Source organism: Deltaproteobacteria bacterium HGW-Deltaproteobacteria-4 (assembly GCA_002841765.1).
Taxonomy (GTDB): Bacteria; Desulfobacterota; Desulfuromonadia; order Desulfuromonadales; family UBA2197; genus UBA2197.
Genome location: PHAV01000002.1, coordinates 103,314 through 120,370, shown reverse-complemented (window position 1 = coordinate 120,370; position 17,057 = coordinate 103,314). Strand labels below are relative to the sequence as shown.

Sequence of the window (17,057 nt, the reverse complement as noted above, 5' to 3'; positions counted from 1 at the left end):
GGACAGACACTCCAAAGAGCCTGCCCTTTTCATCTCAATGTAGAGAACGACTATTCAACAATCCTTGGAGTAATAAAGATCATCAATTCTGTCTTGTCCTTGCCTTTTCGTGTCGACTTAAAGAGGTGGCCAAGGATCGGAATACTGCGCAGCAGCGGAATTCCCACTTCGCTTTCTGTCTCGGTCTCAATAAAAATTCCACCTATAACCGTTGTCTCGCCATTTTTCACCAACACCTTGGTTTTTGCCTTTTTGGTATTGATCGACGGTGCCGAACCGACACCAACCGCTACAGTCGAACCGACTGAATCGTTGGAGACTTCGATTTCCAAAATCATCGAGTTATCCGGGTTAATGACCGGTTTAACCTTTAGCGCCAGAGTCGCATCAATGAACTTGGTCTCGGTCCCCTTGTCGCTTGTAGTCTGATAGGGGATTTGTGTCCCTTGACTAATTTCAGCCGACTCACCATTCGAGGTGGTAATCCGCGGCGTCGAAACGATCTTCCCGTAGCCTGATGCCTCCAGAGCGGAAAGACGGAGGTCGAGGATGGTACTATCAATTCCGATACGACCGAATGAGAACATAGAACCGATCCCCGCAGAGTTATTAAATACGGGTCCGGTAGTATTCGTCGCCTGCGTTCCGGGATTAATTGTAAAGCTGCCGCCACCGGTGATCATCGCTCCGCTAAGATCCCAGGGACCCTTAGCCGTTCCCTGCTGGCTAATTCCCCAGGAAACACCAAGATCTCGGGTGAAATTAGAGTTAGCTTCAACAATCCGTGCTTCTATAGTCACCTGTTGGTCGGGAACGTCTAGACGCCTGATGATCTGCACTTCAATCTCTTTGAGTTTGTCCGATGTTGTTGTCACGAAAATTTGCCGGGTTCTCACATCCGCTGAAACGGTACCATTATCCTTGATTTGATCCTTTATTTTTTGGGCAATATCGTCGACCGGTCCATAATTTACGGAAAACGCTCTAGTCTCCTTAACGCTTGTTTCGCTGAGCTTCATCTCTGTTTCCGCATTGTCTAACTTACGTTTTAACATAACTTCTTTAGGAGCAATGCGGAGTATGTTCCCTTCTTTCTCCATCCCCAGTCCCTTTGACTCCAGAATCACATCAAGGGCTTGATCCCAAGGAACGTTATTGAGGCGTAGGGTAATAACCCCTTTGACGTCATCATTGGCGATAATATTCATATCACTGACTTCAGCAATAAGCAGGAGAACATTGCGAATTTCTATATTGTCAAAGTTGAGAGAGACTATCTGACCAGTATATTTTTTATCCGCAGGCACTTTAAGCGTTTCATTCGTGATTACTTCAGGACGGGTTTTCCCAGCACGGTAAGGCGCTGCAGTCGCTTTTTGCGGTACCTCAACAGCGACAGCGAGGGGAAGCTCAATTGTCTCATCCAGCGGTCCATATCCCTTTGCAAAGGAACCATTGTCAACTATCAATGTGACAACTTTTCCGTCATTCTTCAACTCGTAAGGAGTGTCGCCTTTCAGTTCAACTGCGAAACGGACATCGGACTTCCCCCGGTTGCTCACTATGTACGGCGTAATTTGCCGGATCACACTCGGGAAAGCAGAAGCATCGATGGTTCGGCGTAATGACGGAATAATCGTTGCTCCCTTGATACCGAAACGAAGCAAGGTCTTGTCTTTAATCGGTTGCATCACCTCACCCGGTGCGGAGAGGACAACTATGACCAAAGACTTACCATCCTCGACTTTAAAATCAACTTTTTCCACCGTGAGCGGTGCCGACGGCCCTTTCTCGATTTTTTCCGGAGGATTAGTCTGCAGCACAGGAACTGCCGCTGCAAGGGCTTTCCCTTCATCAGAAGTTACTTCCTGCGATGGAATCTTCCCCTTCCCATCGAAACGTATCGACAAACCATCAATAACCGGGAACGATTCCAACCTGTCAACAACCTTTGCGTCACCTTCCAAGACAAATCTGACTTTATCAGGATAGTTACCAATGCGAATAAGTTTGATCGGTCCGGATAAAGGCACATCCTTAGCCGCGATTTTTTCGATCACTCCGAAACAGTCAACAACATAACGGGAAGGATTCTTCAGCGCGAAGGACTTGCAACGATCAAGTTCTCCATCCGCACGCAAAAATATTTCGCTCTTGCGGCCGATTACTTCCAAAATACTGGAAGCAGGAGAAGTTAGCTTTTCAAGAGGAGCAGAAAAAGTTGCAGGGTCCACCGGCGGTTTCACCACTTCAACCGGAGGTTCAGTAGCAACTGGCGGAGCAACTACTGGAGGAGTAGCAGGAACGGAAACGTCAGGAGTAAAATCGACGTTTAAAATGTTCCCGTCTATTTGCACCTTGTAGGGAACACGATCCGTCAAGATCAATTCGATTCGACCGGATTTTACAGATGCAGACTCATAAAGGGAAACCCGAATCTCACTAACAGGATGTTCGGATAATTTAGAGATAACTGGAAGCGTGGAAATATCCGCGCCCTGGAAATCAAAGACTACCCGCGGCGGCTTCGACAGAAGATAACTGGTGTAGCGCGACCCGATCTCTTTTTCCGCTATAATCTGTATGCCGCTGCCGCCCTTCTTCTCAATAGCCATAATCCGGTTAGTAAAATCGGCAGCAAAGACTGTTGTCGCCATTACCATACCGACAAGAAGATAAATAACAGCTAGAACTCCTCCACTAACAATAGTGCGCAAGGCGAGTTTATTCGATTTTATCTGGTCACATCGCATTAGTTCAGACTCCTTCCCGCTTCGGGAGTTTGATCTCTAAAATATTGGTTCGAACTACATCTGTGAAGTCACGATACTTCTCTTCCACAAGGAAACCCTCTTTATTGATCTGTATAACTGTCCCACCATTTTTGCCGATTTTCATACCTTTGCGTACAACATAACTCTTGCCATCCGGGGCAATGACCATGACCATCGGTTGGCCATAACCAACGATGACAGCAGAGAGTTTGTACTGCATCGTCTCGTACTGCTGTAACGGTGTTTGTGCCGAAAGATCTGCGTCGGCATCAACAGGCCGCTTAATTAAAATAAAGGGCTGAAAGGGATCCCGGCGATTCTCTGTAACAAAAGTGTACTTGGGGGGAAGGGCATCCATCACGGTGACACCCCCCTCTACCGATCCTGGTGCGACTTTGGCTGCTTCTACTTTCCGAGGTTGGGGTTTGGCAGGGGCCACCGGTGTGACGGGTGTTTCCTCACCACAAGCCACGAGTACAGTCAATCCACAGGAGATAACGAACCACTTAGACAGATTTCGTTGTGCCTTCATCATGATTAACTCCGACTGTCTACTTTTTCTTCGCAGGGGGAGGATTCTCTCCAGCACTCAAGAAACGATAAGTTGTCGCTTGGCAGTCGACCGAGATCAGCACCTGCCCGGCCGCTTTCCCACCGACCGTCTTCATCTTAATATTTCCGACCGTGACAATACGAGGCATTTCGCTGATATCAAAAAAGAACCTGCCAATATCAAGATAGCGACCAGTTAAAGTCAAAGTGACCGGCACCTCGGCATAAAAACCCTTAGCAACTTCGCCCCCCGGCTGAAACTTTTTCACTTCGAGTTGATTCTGTTTGGCAATTGCAGCAATACTGGTCAATAGCTCGGGAAGTTCCTTGTCGTTAGGTAATTCTTTCAAGGACTCATCGAGACGCTGCTGCATCTTATCGTATTCATCGCGAAAACGTACGAGATTATCGGCAATACTCTTTTTTTGAACTATTTCCGCCTGCAAGGTCTCACTCTTCTTGACCAGCCCTTTGTACTCATCCATCTTGGGCACAAAAACAAAGAAGTAAAAAGCGCCGGTAATACTAAGCAATACGACAAAAACTATAAGAAAGCGCTTATAAAAAGGCAACTTGATAAACTTTTCAACCTGCGGATTCATCAATAGCTCCCTTACGTTTTTTGGGCGGGCTCAGACTTCTTCACGGCCGCTTTATCGTTATCCACGTTTTTAATTGGAGGCACTTCTTCCTTTGCAACAACTTTAAATCTCTGAAATTTATTCCCTTCAATCGTCGCCTGTTCAAGACTCTGCAACTCAACTCTCATGTAATAAGGCGAGGCTTCCAGTTGCTGTAAAAAAATCGCTACAATCTCTTCGTTGATACCCATACCACTGAGATTGACGGCACCAGCAATATTATCAAAAGAATCAATCCACAATTTTTCCGGAATGGCCATACTCAATTCATCCAGCATGTGTGCAGGACCGGTCTTATTTGCCTTGAGTTTCCCCAGTATATCGAGCTTGGACTGAAGTTCAGCTTGCAACTTTTTTACTTTTTCCACTTCGCCGATCTGTTTTTTTAACTGTTCAATCACCTTGGTCTGTTCACTGATTACGTCTGTCTTCTGACTGATTTTAGCAAGGATAGTTGTGTAGGCAGCAGCACAACCGCTGACTGTAAAAATGGCGCAAGCGAGTAAAACAACTACTTGCTCACGTAGCCTTTCCTTTTTTTGCGATTCCCTGACCGGGAGGAGATTGATTTTAATCATTCTTGTCCCCTACGCGACGCATCGCCAATCCGACAGCGACGGCAAACATCGGACCTATCGATTTTAAATATTCGATTTCAAAGTCTTTTTCATTCACAACTATTTGCCGGAATGGGTCAATAATCTCCACATCGATACCAAGGCGATTTTCCAGAGCATGGCGTATTTGAGGTAACTGGGCGATCCCACCGGTGATATAAAGATGTTGAATTTTATCGTCCGCTGCAGTGGCTGTGAAAAAATCAAGTGAGCGTTGGACTTCCTGCGCCAACATCTCCGTGGCGCTGAGAAGAACTTCCTCGATTGCTTGCTGTTCTATCCCGGGAATTTCCTGTCCTAACTTGGCACGCTCAGCATCAGCGCTACCGAGACCAAACTGCTTCTGGATCTCTTCGTTGAGAATATTTCCACCGATTTGAATATCACGGGTAAAGATTGAGGCGCCGTCCTTAAGGACACTGACATTCATCCCACCGGCGCCCATATTAACGAGTCCGATTACCACATTTTCATCAACCGCATAATTCAACTCAAAAGCATTTTGCACTGCAAGAGAGTCAATATCCATCACCATGGGAGTCAAACCGCACTCCCTGAAGATAGCAATATGATCGTTGACAAAATCTTTTTTGGCTGCAACCAGAAAGACATTCATCATCGTCGGGTCGTTAACGTCCGAACCGATAATGTGAAAATCGAGAAAGACTTCGGTAATATCGAAAGGGATATACTGCTCGGCCTCAAATACAATCGAATTTTCCAACTCTTCTTCGGTCATAATCGGCATTTGAATCTTGCGGATAATGACCGAATGTCCGGAAATTGAGGTTACGACATTCTTTGTGCCAATCCTTAAATTGGTATGAAGACTTTTGACGACATCAATGACCGCCGAAGAATCCATAATGGCGTTATCGACAATCGCCTCCTGAGGAAGACTGGCCATACCAATTGCCTGCAGATGCCAAAGACCCTTGACTTCCCGCAACCGCACGACCTTAACAGCCCGCGAACCGATATCGATACCGACTAAATCTTTTTTTGATCCAGAAAACATAACGATCCCTCGGCAATAACTTAATGTGTGCTCTCATTTATTTAGGCTGACAAGACGATAAAATTACGGAAAAATTTTGTTCCTGTCTTCAATTTTCAAACCAAAGGCGAGAATTATCTTGCGCATGGTAGAAATTCGACAGGCCGATCCACGCTCAATCCTGTCAATGGTCAACGCAGAAAGCCCCGCTTTGCGAGCGAGTTCAGCCTTGGTCATTAACAGTGACTCTCTGAATTTCTTTACATTATTCACGCAACCCACCGCATATATTGAAATAATAAATCTTATTATGCAAAATTAGGCCTAATTATATGTCCTTCAATAATACAGTCAAGTAATTTTTTTAAAGGGAATATAATTTATCTCTTTAAAAAGGTTCCACATCAGGCTGCAACGATTATCCATAGCGAAAAAATCCGAGATACCAACGTAACAACAATCCTCCATAAAAAAACCAGATCAGAGCAGCTGCAGACAAAAACGGACCGAAAGGAATAGCAAGTTTGCCACTCGCACCTTGACGTAACATCAGCGGAACGCCGACGAGGGTTCCAAGGCATGAACTGATAAAGATGACAGGCAAAATGGCCTTCCAGCCGAGAAAAGCGCCGATCATCGCCAGCAACTTGATATCCCCTCCCCCCATCCCCTCGTTCTTGGTCAGAAACTCGTAAATAATCGCGATCAGCCAAAGGGAACCGCCACCAAGCAGGATGCCAAGGATGGAATCACTCCACGTCAACGGGGTCAAAGCAACTGTGGAAAAGCCAAGAATTACCCCCGGAAGACTAATAACGTCAGGAATAATCTGGTGATCGAGGTCGATAAAGGTCAGAATCACCAACGCCGCCGCAAAGGCCCAAAAGACCAAAGTTGCCGGATGGATTGCAAACATCATGAAAATTTTAAGGAAGAGCAGGCCGGTCAAAATCTCGACCAGCAGATAACGAGTGCTGATTTTCACTTTGCAGGTTGCACATTTACCCCGCAGAAACAACCAACTCACAATCGGAATATTCTGCCACCAGCGAATTTGTGTTCCGCACTGCGGGCAACGCGACGGAGGATGAACGATCGAAAGACCAGCGGGAATCCGGTAAATACAAACATTGAGAAAAGAACCGATGCAAGCACCAAGAGAAAAGACCAAGAGATAGACGATAATGGAGGACATCAATCAATTCCGTTCTGTAGTAACTGTTTTTTCACTGCCTGAATAACTGCATCAACGCTGATCCCCGACAAACACGCCAGCTTATTTTTACATGCAGGGGTCGTACCAAAGAGCGTACAGGGAGAGCAAGGGAGCTGCAGATTAAGAACACTATGCCCTTCTCCGCGTGGTGCCCATTTCTCCGCAATCCCGGGACCAAAAAATGAAACCGTTGGAATTCCTAAAGCAACACCGATGTGTAAAAGGCCAGAATCTCCGCTGACCAAAAGATCGGCACCGGCAATCAATGCTGCCGTTCCGGCAAGACTGGTCTGGCCGGAGAAGTCGTGCCCCCATCCGTCCCGACAGATCGCGTCAGCGGTCGAACAGTCGTCGCGACCGCCGACGACAACCACCTGCCAGCCAATCTCATAAATGGCGCGCGCCAGAAGTCGAAAACGCTCCGCCCCCCAGCGACGAGCTGCGATACTTGCTCCGGGAAAAAGGACAAGGTAACGACCGTCAACCTTTGTCCGTAACGAAGTGATCTCCGATGCTATGTTGTACGGAATTCGCAGCCAGGGTGGAGGTGGCAGTGATTTATACGGAATACCTAGTGGTGTCAACAAGGAGAGAAAGATTTCCGCTTCGTATTTTTCCTGAGAATAAGGAAGCGGATCCGTAAAGAGACGTTGGCGCACGTTGCCGGCAAATCCAATCTTGACCGGAGCCCGCACCATCCGGGCGACAACGGCAGAAAGACAATGCCACTGTTCTGAATCGATAACAACATCATATTGACTAATCAAAGATCGGAGAAATTCAAGGGGCCGATCGTAACACAAGACAGTCACTTTGACCGGCGAAAGGACGAAAACACCGACGTTACGGCGCTCGCCCAGAACAAAGATGCGGGCCGTGGGGAAGCATCCCCGCAAACGTTGTAGCAACGGGAGGAGATGAACTGCATCACCAATTCCGCCAGGACGGATAACAAGAATCGACTGCAGCGCACCGTGAGGCCGCCGCGACGGTGCAGGCCAGAAGCGCACCACCCCACCAACGACACGATCAATGAATTTCAGTAATGAAATCTTGATATTCACTCGGCTTACCCTATAAAAATCCGCCAATAAAATACTTACCTTAAGCGCGCTAGAGCCATGAAGATGATCACCAGTCCTATTGCTACAGTTAACCAGATAACCCGAATACGATTAGTCTCAATCCGTTTAACAAGCTGTGCATTCTGGTCGGCAAGCTCTTTGATAAGCTCTGATGAAGCAAGCATTTGATTCTGCAGATCGGAATGGCCCGCCTCCATGGCGATGAGACGCGCTTCCATGCCGGCTATAAAAGTAGCATCCGGCAAAAAATGAGGGGGTGCAACGTCGGTCAGAGTTTCGGATGAAACAGACTTGTTAGCCACAGCTTTCCACAACTTCTTTGCGGCATCAGCAACCTTGGGAGCATTGCTGATGACTTCCGACCATGGAACTTTTGTCAAAAGTGCAAACCAACCGATTGCCATAACATAAACCTTTCATCACTGAGGACCTTCAACCACCACCCTGCAAGCCGCAAGATAAAAGAAAGCCTCCCTGTATCACACGAGGGAGGCAGCTTACTAAAATCAGTGACCTGATTTTATGCTTCTTTTTGGTGGAGGCGGCGGGAATCGAACCCGCGTCCGAAAATCATCTACGAAAAGCTTCTACATGCGTAGTCCGTATTTTAGTTTACCCTCGAAACTCCCACGGACAGGATTTTCTTTGGGGGATCCTGCTAGATTTCGCTCTCGCGCCGCAGGCGAACTTGAGAACTATCCCACATTAATGACGTCTCTAAACCCCACATGGGCGATGAAGCGAAGAGACGTAGCGGCAATTAAGCCGCTAGTGCGTAACGAACGTCAGTATCGGCGTTTGTATGTGTTGCCAGATTTTTTAACGAGGCCAACTGGCATCCCCGGCATGCAACCTTCGCTTCCTATCCCCGTCGAAACCTTGGCGCCCCCGAAAAGTGCTGAGTGTCAAATCTACGGTTTGTACCTGGTGAGTGTTACTATGCCACAGCTATCGTTAAAGTTCAAGCGGCAGAGAGAGGACGAAACTGATCGCTGGCAATGCGGCCATCACGCAACAGGATAGTACGATCGAAATGGCTACAGGTCTCGGGATTGTGGGTGACCATGACGATCGTCTGCCCCTCGCGGTGAAGTTCGGCCAGAAGCCCCATGATCTCGCTGCTTGTTGCGGAATCGAGGCTGCCGGTCGGCTCATCGGCGAGGATCAGTGGCGGCTTATTGACGAGAGCTCGGGCAATGGCGACCCGTTCCTGTTCGCCGCCAGAGAGCTGATTAGGTAGGTGTCCGATGCGGGCGCCGAGGCCGACCCGCTCCAGAACTTCCTGCGCCCGGCGCCTCTTTTCTCGCGCCGATAGCGACTTGACGGCCATCGGTAGCATGACATTCTCCAGAGCGGTGAGATATGGAATAAGGTTAAAAGCCTGGAAGACAAAACCGAGGTATTCCCGCCGAAAATCAGCGAGCTGTTCGCTGCCGAGGGCATATAGATCAATAGTATTGACGACAACGCGACCGCTCCCCGGCTGACAGAGTCCGCCAAGGATGGAGAGAAAGGTGCTCTTCCCCGATCCCGACGGCCCCATCATCCCGACAAAGGAGCCGCTCTGAATCTCCAGATCGATGCCGTCAAGGGCAACGACGGTATCTGCACCAAGGTAGTGTTTGCTCAGGTTGGTAATTTTAATCAGAGACATCCCTGACTCCTTATGAATTTACAGAGCCCGTAGTGCAACCGTCGGCTCCATGCGACTGGCATGCAGCGCAGGATAAAGGGACGCGAGGGCGCCGACGATGACCGCTAGAAGGAGCGCACCGCCGGCGAGACGCAGATCCCAGATGATTTCCAGGTGGGCTTCCGCCAGAAAGGGAAGGATCATCCGGGTCGCTGTCATACCGAGGAGATAACCGAACAGTCCGGCAAAGCAGCTGACCGTCACGGCCTCGATCTCAATCAGGGCAACGACGTGACCACGACGAAAACCGAGAGCGCGAAAGATACCGATCTCACGAGTGCGCTCATTAACCGAACCCATCATCGTCACCAGCACCACGAGAGCGCCGATTAACAGAACCACTGCAGAGATGCCAAGGGCAAAGGTCTGGAACTGTGCCAGTGCGTGCATACGAGTTTTGACCACTTGCTGAATGGCGTTTACTTCAGCCTGGGGAAGGACGGCAGCGATCTGCTCAACCATCTCTTCAATCGGACAACCGGCACAAAGGGCGGCCACTTCGACAAGAGAGACCAGACCTTCCTTGGCAAAGAGGCGTTGCGCTACCGCCAGAGTCCCAATTACCAGTTCATCATCCTGCGAACCGGTCGGCTGAAGGATGCCGGTGATGACAAAATCGCTGCCATCGATACTGACCTGATCACCTATGGCTAAACCTAACCGCTGCGCCACACTGCTGCCGACGACCAGTTCGTTGTCTTTCGCCAGCGGCCGACCATCGACATTCCACCAGCGCTTCAGGGTAAACTCCACCTCGGAAGAGACCCCCATCAACAGCACCCGCACCCCTTTAATCTCGACAGCACCAAGGACCTTTGGAGCAATCCCTGCGATATTATTGAAGTTCTTTATCTGACCGATCCGCTGCAAATCGGCCATCCGAAGCTCGTTCTGTGTCACGTTGACGCCGGCGAGGGTGATACCGCCATAGCTCAGAGAAAGGTCATCACGCTTGGGGGTGATGACGATATTTGCGCCATAACTGTCGAGCTTGTGCTCGGCATCGAGAGTCAAGGACGTGGCCAGAGAGAAGAGAGTGACAACCGTCGCCACGCCGATCAGGAGTCCGGCAAGGAGGAAGGCCATCCGCCCCTTACGACGACGGAGATTATTGAAGGCGATGGTGCGCAGATTCATATCGCATCCTAACGGAAATAATGGGAACCAGACTCAAGATCGGCCACAGTGATCTCCAGGCTGGTGCCGACCAGAGTCGTCTTGAGGGGGGAAGGATTACAACCGCCACTCACTGTGCCGATTTTAGCCACCGGGAAGGACTGATTGCAGTTCTTGCAGATCATCTGTTCGCCCTTTTGCTCGTAGCCCTTCTTTTCTTGATAGCAGACATCACAGGCATCAAAAGCGGCGCGCAGCGTTCCATCCGTCCCTTTAATCACAAAGAAAGTAATCTTCCCTGTTTGACCCTTATAACTGTAAAAATGAGCTTTGCCGTCGTTCAAATCAGCAATGGGGATGGACAACTTGCCGTCTCTGGCAGCTACACTTGCAGCACCTCCGGTGCCGGGGATGCCAAGCCAACCGACCAGCGCGCTCGCCGTAACCAAAAGAGAAACAACAATCAGCAACAGCGTAACTGACGATTTTTTCATCGGGTTTTTTCCTTCTTGTCGTGACGGGTTATTCATCATTAGGCTCCATTATCTCGTTGTCGGATTGCAACAACTACCACAGCCACCGGCCTTTTTAGCGATCTCAACCGCCCCCGGCGCCACCTTGCCATTCAGGGCGACAATACTCCCCGGATAACCGGCCCTGTTCAATGCAAGAGCAATTTCTCCGGCATCCGTCCGTTTTTCATCGAAGGCGACCTTGACCGTCGTCGTCGCCACATTAACCTCCACCTTACTGACGCCAGCCAGCTTTTCCAGGTCAGCCGTAATCACCTGAACACAGGCACCACAGGTAATCCGCGGCACCAGATACTCGGCGCGTCCAGCCGGACTTTCCGAGGCAACGACGAACATTGCGGCGAGAGCAATAAGCAGGGCTGAAATAATCAGGGAGGAAATCAGTGTCTTTTTATGCATGGGAACTCCTTTTTCAGGAATAGAGTCGAAAGATTGTTTTCATATAGAACCTATACAGAAGCCGTGCCACCCACAAACTGTTCATGCAACCGACTATAATCATTTAACTTAATAGAAGAAAAACACTTCCTGCGTCCTAAAACAAACGAAAACTGCGGAATATCCGACAAGTTATTTGTCGAATATTCCGCAGTTGATCTTATCAAACAGGAGCAGAACAGAAACTAATCGTGCTGTCCCGACTTGAGGATCTTGGCGACCTCCCGCGTTGCCTGCTTCTCTTTCAGCGTTTCGCGTTTATCGTGCGTCTTCTTCCCCTTGCCCAGGCCGATCTCCAGCTTGACTCGACTCTCTTTAAAGTAGATGCGAGTCGGGACGATCGAAAATCCACGCTCGTCGACTTTACGGGTCAACTTGAGGATCTCGGCGTGATGGAGCAGGAGCTTACGCATCCGCGTCGGGTCCGCTGGATTTTCCCGACCGCCCTGCTCATAGGGGCTGATGTTCATGTTATTAACAAAGACTTCGCCGTCCTTGATGCGGCAAAAGGATTCCTTGAGACTGACCTTGCCGAGTCGCAACGACTTGACCTCGGTGCCGGTCAGGACCAGGCCGGCCTCAAAGACATCGTCGATAAAATAGTCGTGATACGCCTTTTTGTTGCTGGCAATAAGTTTGATACCCATATAAATCAATAATCCGTACAAAAGGTTTTCAATGGGGAATAAAGAAGGGGAATTATAGTCGCAGCACTTGTATTTAGCAAGAAACGTCTTAGCGCAACCGTTCAATGCCGCCAAGCCAGAGGGCAACGACCTGATGTTCAGCGCCGCATAACCATCCCGCAAGTCCCGCCACCGGCGGGAGGTTCGCGGCGGTCAGCACCTGCAAATGCGCGCCAGAACCGACGGTCAACACTCCCATCTCCTGTTCCAGTCCCAAGGCCCGCGCCCCGCCGCAAGTGGCGATGGCAAGGAGTTCCTCCGGCGACAATTCCGGGTAGACAGAGCGGGCAAAGGCGATCTCCTCCCAGAGGGAAAGGGAATCGTTGCTCGCTCGCGAGTCGGTGCCGAGAGCAAGAGAAACGCCGGCTTTCTTGTAAAGTCCGATTGGGGCAGTGCCGACACCCAATCGGGCATTAGAACGGGGACAAAGGACAACGATGGCGCCGCTACCGGCAATGCGCACCGCATCCTCCGCATTGACCTGCACCCCGTGAACAAGAAGGGTTTGCGCACTCAAGGCACCCTGTGCCGCCAGCCAAGCAACCGGCGATAGGCCGGGCGCGGGCTCCGGAAGCGGCCAACCGGCGGCAGCGTAAAGTTCCGCGGCAATCGGGCCCCTTCCCTCACGGAGAAAGAGGCTCTCCTCGGGCGACTCGGCACAGTGAATCGCCAAAGGAAGACCAGTGCTGATTGCTTTCTCCAAATGGCGGGCCGAGACCGTATAGGTTGAGTGCGGTGACAGTCCGCCACTCAGGGGGTAAGTAAGCGAACGGGCAGACGCGAGAGCCGCCGCGAGGGCAGGAATGAAGCGCTCTTCGTCGAGTCCGATTGTTTCGAAGAAGATCCGGCCGTAAAGGGGGGAGGCAAGGAGGGGAGCGAGGGCGCCGGGGGTGGTGAGAATGTCGCCGACCGCCCCGGTCCCGGCGGCAAGGAGCTGACGAATTCCGGTGCTGACAGAAGCCGGCACCGGGTCGGCCCCGATGGAGCGGCGCACCCGGATCAATCGCCGGATCCAGCCGACAAAGCTCGTAGGCAGAGTCGTTTCGCCGCACGCAGTTGTCCACTGGGGAAAATCGGTGAGTTCGAGATGGCAGTGGGCGTTGACCAGAGGAGGAAGGATGACGGCATCACCGTAATCGATGACTTCGGCGGCACTGTCTTGCAGGGTCGAATAACTGCCAACAGCAGCGATACGCCCCCCAACGATCAGCAGGGCGCCGTCTTCAATCGCCGGCGCTCCGGCGCTCGGAAGGAGGTAACGGGCGCGTAAAAGTTTTGCTTTTTTCATCGTTCCCATCGGTTCCCACAGGACGCCCCGTCAAAGTCAGCAGAGCGCCATCACTTGCTGGAGCAAAGTCGCAATCTCCGGTTGCTGCACGATCTCGCACTGTTCCGCTAGAACCGTAGCGAGGATCTCATCGGTCGTCAGCGGATTGGCGAGAACGACGCGCAGCACCGTCAACTCCTCATCATAACGAGGGACTCGCAATCGCGTCCGGGAAACAAACGTCTTGCCTGCTTCGCGCTGACTCTTCTGCAGCAATTGGCAGGCCTGATCCAGAAGGAGATTAATCTGCCCAGCCTGCTCCGGAGTCGACCGGGACAGTTGCTGCTGCACCGATTGCGGGCAGTAGCGGTAAGTCAGGATATTCAACTCCGGCTCGCTGGTCAGCTCAAAATCAGGGTGCTGGCGGATCATTTCAGCAAAAGTTTTTGCCCGCTCGATCCCGAGATTAATCAGGAGTTCATACCCTTTGCGACCGATAATCGATAATCCGGCATGAACGAGCAGCGACTTCCCCGGCCGTGAGCCTTCAAGGGTGTGGCTGCCAAGATCTTTCGATCCGTGCCGGAGGATATAGTTGGCGTGATGTTCGATCGCCGAGAGCGCGGTCGGATCTTTGAAGACGACCATCCCCGCCCCCATCGGCACATAAAGCTGCTTGTGTGCATCAATCGTCACCGAGTCAGCCCGTTCGATGCCGGCAAGGAGCGAGCGGTGCTGGTCAGAAAAGAGGGTCGGCCCGCCCCAGGCGGCATCGACGTGAAAATGGCAGCCGAGTTCTTGAGCAAAATCCGCCAGCGCATCAAGGGGATCGATGTTGCCGGTCTCGGTCGTCCCGGCGATACCGACCAAAGCCAGGGGACGGATATTCTCACCCTTCAGTCGGCGGCATTCTTCTCGCAATGCATTGAGATCGATGCGGTTGTTGGCATCGGTCTTCACTTTGACGAGATGATCACGGCCGAGGCCAAGGAGATCCGCTGCTTTGCCAAAGGAATAGTGGCCGCGTTCGGAAACGAGGACGGCAATCCCTTCACAGCCAAGGTGCTTCATCGATCGGGCCAGCCCTTCCTGGGCAATGCCGCGGAACTCGGGGCCGGACGCAAAGAGGCGGTTGCGCGCCACCCATAGCGCCGTCACGTTGGCGATCGTGCCGCCGGAGCAGAATGCGCCGAGCGCGTAAAGACTGTTATGGATCCATTGCGGATAAAAATCATCCTCACGGCGATAAACGAGATGATGCAGCATGGCCAGCACCTGACGCTCCATCGGCGTGAAGGCCTTGGAGGTCTCGACCTTGACCAGATTCTGATTGAGGGCGGTCATGATGCGGGATAAAGGCAACATGAAATAAGGGAGCGCCGAAGTCATGTGACCGATAAACGCGGGGGCGGCCGTGTGAACTGACTGGGCGACCAACTTCTCTTTGACAAACTCGGTATATTCGGAGACGTAGGTCGGTTCTTCGGGGATGTTGGAAGAGGAGAAATCCGCCTCGATCTCTTCGAGGTTGCGTTCGATGGCAACGATATGAGTTTGCAAAAAACCGGCAACATCAGCGGCGATCATCTGATCGATCGACCCGAGGGTCGAATCGCGCGCTTCCGGCACGGTAAAGATCCGGTAAAGATTTTCCAGATTGGCGCGGGCTACATCGCGATTTTTCGGCATCTTTCATTCACCTTGAGCACAGCGGTCACAAGCGACGACCGACTGGCAGATTCATAGCAGAAAACTGTTGTCGATCAGCCGGGTCTTGCCGATAAAGACGGCGAGCAGGAGGACCGAATCTCTGTTGATCGCCGTCTGTTCCTGCAACGTGTCTTGATGGCAGATCTGCAGATAGTCGATGCGGGCCGCCGGTTGAGCAGCGATCAACGCCCGCAGGGCGGCAACAATTTCTCCAGCGTCGCGCTCCCCGGCACCGGCCATCTTCCGCGCGGTGGCAATCGCCCGCGACAGGACCAGAGCCTGCTGTCGCTCGTCGGGAGTCAGGTAGACATTACGCGAACTCAGCGCCAAACCGTCGGCCTCGCGCACGATCGGCATACCGACAATCTCTACCGGAATGTCGAGATCGCGTACCATACGGCGGATCACGGCAAGCTGCTGAAAATCCTTGCAGCCAAAGAGGGCCACATCGGGCTGAACAAGATTAAAGAGCTTGGCCACCACTGTCGTCACGCCGCGAAAGTGGCCGGGACGGCTGGCGCCGCAAAGGACATCAGTCAGCCCTTCGACATTGACCCAGGTCGAAGCATCGGGGGGATAAATGGCGGCGGATGAAGGTGCAAAGACCAGATCCGTACCGGCCACACGGGCGAGTTCACTGTCGTTCTCCAGCGCCCGCGGATAGGTGGAAAGATCTTCGTTCGCCCCGAACTGGGTCGGATTCACAAAGATAGACAGAACGAGAAGATCACCGCGCTTGCGCCCTTCCTGCAACAGAGAAAGGTGCCCATCGTGCAGAAAACCCATGGTCGGGACAAAAGAGATTCGCTGCCCTGCCCTTTTCGCCGTCAAGGCACGCTGCTGCATTTCTATTGGGCCAGTAACCATCTCCATCAGAAACTGTGCTCCTTACCGGGGAAAGCGCCAGCCTTGACCTCATGGATATAGTCGTTGATCGCGCCACTGATCAGCTCCCCGGCATCGGCATAGCGCTTGACGAATTTCGGGGAGTACTTCTCGCAGAGGCCGAGGATATCGTGAATGACCAGCACCTGACCGTCGCAGGCGCTGCCGGCACCGATACCGATGGTGGGAATCGTCAATCGAGCCGTGATTTCGGCGGCGAGGGTGCTGGGAATCCCTTCCAGTACCACCGCGAAAGCCCCGGCGCGGGCGACCGCCTCAGCATCGGCGAGGAGTTGGCGAGCCTGGGTTTCCTGCCGTCCCTGCACCTTGTAGCCGCCCATGCGATGGATCGATTGCGGCGTCAGACCGATGTGGGCAATCACCGGTATATCCATATCGACAATCGCCCGAATCGTTGCCGCAACATGTTCCCCCCCTTCGAGTTTGACTGCCCGCGCCCCTCCCTCCTTGATCAGCCGGCCGGCATTGCGTCGTGCCTCGGCCAGCTCAACCTGATAGGAAAGGAAGGGCATATCCGCCACAACAAAAGTCCGGGGAGCGCCGCGCACTACAGCGCGGGTATGGTAAACCATCTCATCCATGGTCACCGGCAGGGTATTGTCATAGCCTGCGACGACGCTGCCAACGGAATCGCCGACGAGGATCATATCGAGACCAGCCTGCTCCATGAGGCGGGCAAAAGGATAGTCATAAGCGGTGAGCACGGAAATCTTCTCCTGCTCCTCTTTCATCCGTTGAAAATCGAGGATGGTCTTCGCTTTTTTCATCGGCAACCTCCGGTTATCCTTCAAAAATCTGATAAAGCGCCTTCGACAGGTACAAGTAA

The 17,057-nt window shown here is 51.8% G+C and carries 18 protein-coding genes and 1 other RNA gene; all 19 read right to left on the bottom strand.

The genetic code is table 11. From position 1 onward, the window contains the following. Nucleotides 1–50: 50 nt before the first annotated feature. The 19 genes from CVU69_01975 to panB all read right to left on the bottom strand — a co-directional run bounded on the left by CVU69_01975 (nucleotide 51) and on the right by panB (nucleotide 16,998). Complete coding sequence (locus CVU69_01975) at nucleotides 51–2,753, bottom strand: hypothetical protein (GenBank protein ID PKN13463.1); 2,703 nt, start codon at nucleotides 2,751–2,753, stop codon at nucleotides 51–53. 4 nt (nucleotides 2,754–2,757) lie between these two features. Beyond that, entirely contained in the window at nucleotides 2,758–3,309 is a 552-nt protein-coding gene (locus CVU69_01970) for a hypothetical protein (GenBank protein ID PKN13462.1), read from the bottom strand. A gap of 16 nt (nucleotides 3,310–3,325) precedes the next feature. Then, on the bottom strand, nucleotides 3,326–3,928 hold the full coding sequence (locus CVU69_01965; GenBank protein ID PKN13461.1) for a pilus assembly protein PilO: 603 nt from the start codon (nucleotides 3,926–3,928) through the stop codon (nucleotides 3,326–3,328). 11 nt (nucleotides 3,929–3,939) lie between these two features. Continuing rightward, the gene (locus CVU69_01960; GenBank protein PKN13460.1) at nucleotides 3,940–4,545 is read right to left on the bottom strand and encodes a fimbrial protein; all 606 of its coding nucleotides are present in this window, start codon (nucleotides 4,543–4,545) and stop codon (nucleotides 3,940–3,942) included. Further along, nucleotides 4,538–5,602: a pilus assembly protein PilM gene (locus CVU69_01955; protein ID PKN13459.1), complete on the bottom strand. Its 1,065-nt coding sequence runs from the start codon at nucleotides 5,600–5,602 to the stop codon at nucleotides 4,538–4,540. The genes CVU69_01960 and CVU69_01955 overlap by 8 nt, the downstream gene beginning before the upstream one ends. Nucleotides 5,603–5,665: 63 nt before the next feature. Beyond that, complete coding sequence (locus CVU69_01950; GenBank protein PKN13458.1) at nucleotides 5,666–5,863, bottom strand: XRE family transcriptional regulator; 198 nt, start codon at nucleotides 5,861–5,863, stop codon at nucleotides 5,666–5,668. A 136-nt stretch (nucleotides 5,864–5,999) separates the two neighbouring features. Beyond that, the gene (locus tag CVU69_01945; GenBank protein ID PKN13457.1) at nucleotides 6,000–6,776 is read right to left on the bottom strand and encodes a prepilin peptidase; all 777 of its coding nucleotides are present in this window, start codon (nucleotides 6,774–6,776) and stop codon (nucleotides 6,000–6,002) included. Continuing rightward, nucleotides 6,776–7,855: a glycosyltransferase family 9 protein gene (locus CVU69_01940; protein PKN13590.1), complete on the bottom strand. Its 1,080-nt coding sequence runs from the start codon at nucleotides 7,853–7,855 to the stop codon at nucleotides 6,776–6,778. Before CVU69_01940 ends, CVU69_01945 begins: the two co-directional genes overlap by 1 nt. Before the next feature lie 41 nt (nucleotides 7,856–7,896). Then, nucleotides 7,897–8,286 carry a hypothetical protein gene (locus CVU69_01935; GenBank protein PKN13456.1) on the bottom strand — a complete coding sequence of 130 codons (390 nt, stop codon included), beginning with the start codon at nucleotides 8,284–8,286 and terminating at the stop codon, nucleotides 7,897–7,899. Between the two features lie 129 nt (nucleotides 8,287–8,415). After that, nucleotides 8,416–8,772: a transfer-messenger RNA gene (gene ssrA / locus CVU69_01930) on the bottom strand. Nucleotides 8,773–8,843: 71 nt separating this feature from the next. After that, entirely contained in the window at nucleotides 8,844–9,536 is a 693-nt protein-coding gene (locus CVU69_01925; GenBank protein PKN13455.1) for an ABC transporter ATP-binding protein, read from the bottom strand. A gap of 18 nt (nucleotides 9,537–9,554) precedes the next feature. Continuing rightward, complete coding sequence (locus tag CVU69_01920; protein ID PKN13454.1) at nucleotides 9,555–10,712, bottom strand: ABC transporter permease; 1,158 nt, start codon at nucleotides 10,710–10,712, stop codon at nucleotides 9,555–9,557. A gap of 8 nt (nucleotides 10,713–10,720) precedes the next feature. Continuing rightward, the gene (locus CVU69_01915; protein ID PKN13453.1) at nucleotides 10,721–11,224 is read right to left on the bottom strand and encodes a DUF2318 domain-containing protein; all 504 of its coding nucleotides are present in this window, start codon (nucleotides 11,222–11,224) and stop codon (nucleotides 10,721–10,723) included. A 9-nt stretch (nucleotides 11,225–11,233) separates the two neighbouring features. Then, the gene (locus tag CVU69_01910; protein ID PKN13452.1) at nucleotides 11,234–11,623 is read right to left on the bottom strand and encodes a hypothetical protein; all 390 of its coding nucleotides are present in this window, start codon (nucleotides 11,621–11,623) and stop codon (nucleotides 11,234–11,236) included. Nucleotides 11,624–11,847: 224 nt separating this feature from the next. Beyond that, on the bottom strand, nucleotides 11,848–12,309 hold the full coding sequence (locus CVU69_01905) for an SsrA-binding protein (protein ID PKN13451.1): 462 nt from the start codon (nucleotides 12,307–12,309) through the stop codon (nucleotides 11,848–11,850). A gap of 88 nt (nucleotides 12,310–12,397) precedes the next feature. Next, on the bottom strand, nucleotides 12,398–13,645 hold the full coding sequence (locus CVU69_01900; GenBank protein ID PKN13450.1) for a metal-dependent hydrolase: 1,248 nt from the start codon (nucleotides 13,643–13,645) through the stop codon (nucleotides 12,398–12,400). Between the two features lie 27 nt (nucleotides 13,646–13,672). Continuing rightward, nucleotides 13,673–15,304 carry a putative pyridoxal-dependent aspartate 1-decarboxylase gene (panP, locus tag CVU69_01895; GenBank protein ID PKN13449.1) on the bottom strand — a complete coding sequence of 544 codons (1,632 nt, stop codon included), beginning with the start codon at nucleotides 15,302–15,304 and terminating at the stop codon, nucleotides 13,673–13,675. Between the two features lie 51 nt (nucleotides 15,305–15,355). Continuing rightward, a complete protein-coding gene (locus tag CVU69_01890) occupies nucleotides 15,356–16,198 on the bottom strand; it encodes a pantoate--beta-alanine ligase (protein ID PKN13448.1) in 843 nt (280 codons plus the stop codon). Then, nucleotides 16,198–16,998, bottom strand: a complete 801-nt coding sequence (gene panB, locus CVU69_01885) for a 3-methyl-2-oxobutanoate hydroxymethyltransferase (protein PKN13447.1) — start codon at nucleotides 16,996–16,998, stop codon at nucleotides 16,198–16,200. Before panB ends, CVU69_01890 begins: the two co-directional genes overlap by 1 nt. Nucleotides 16,999–17,057 lie beyond the last annotated feature (59 nt).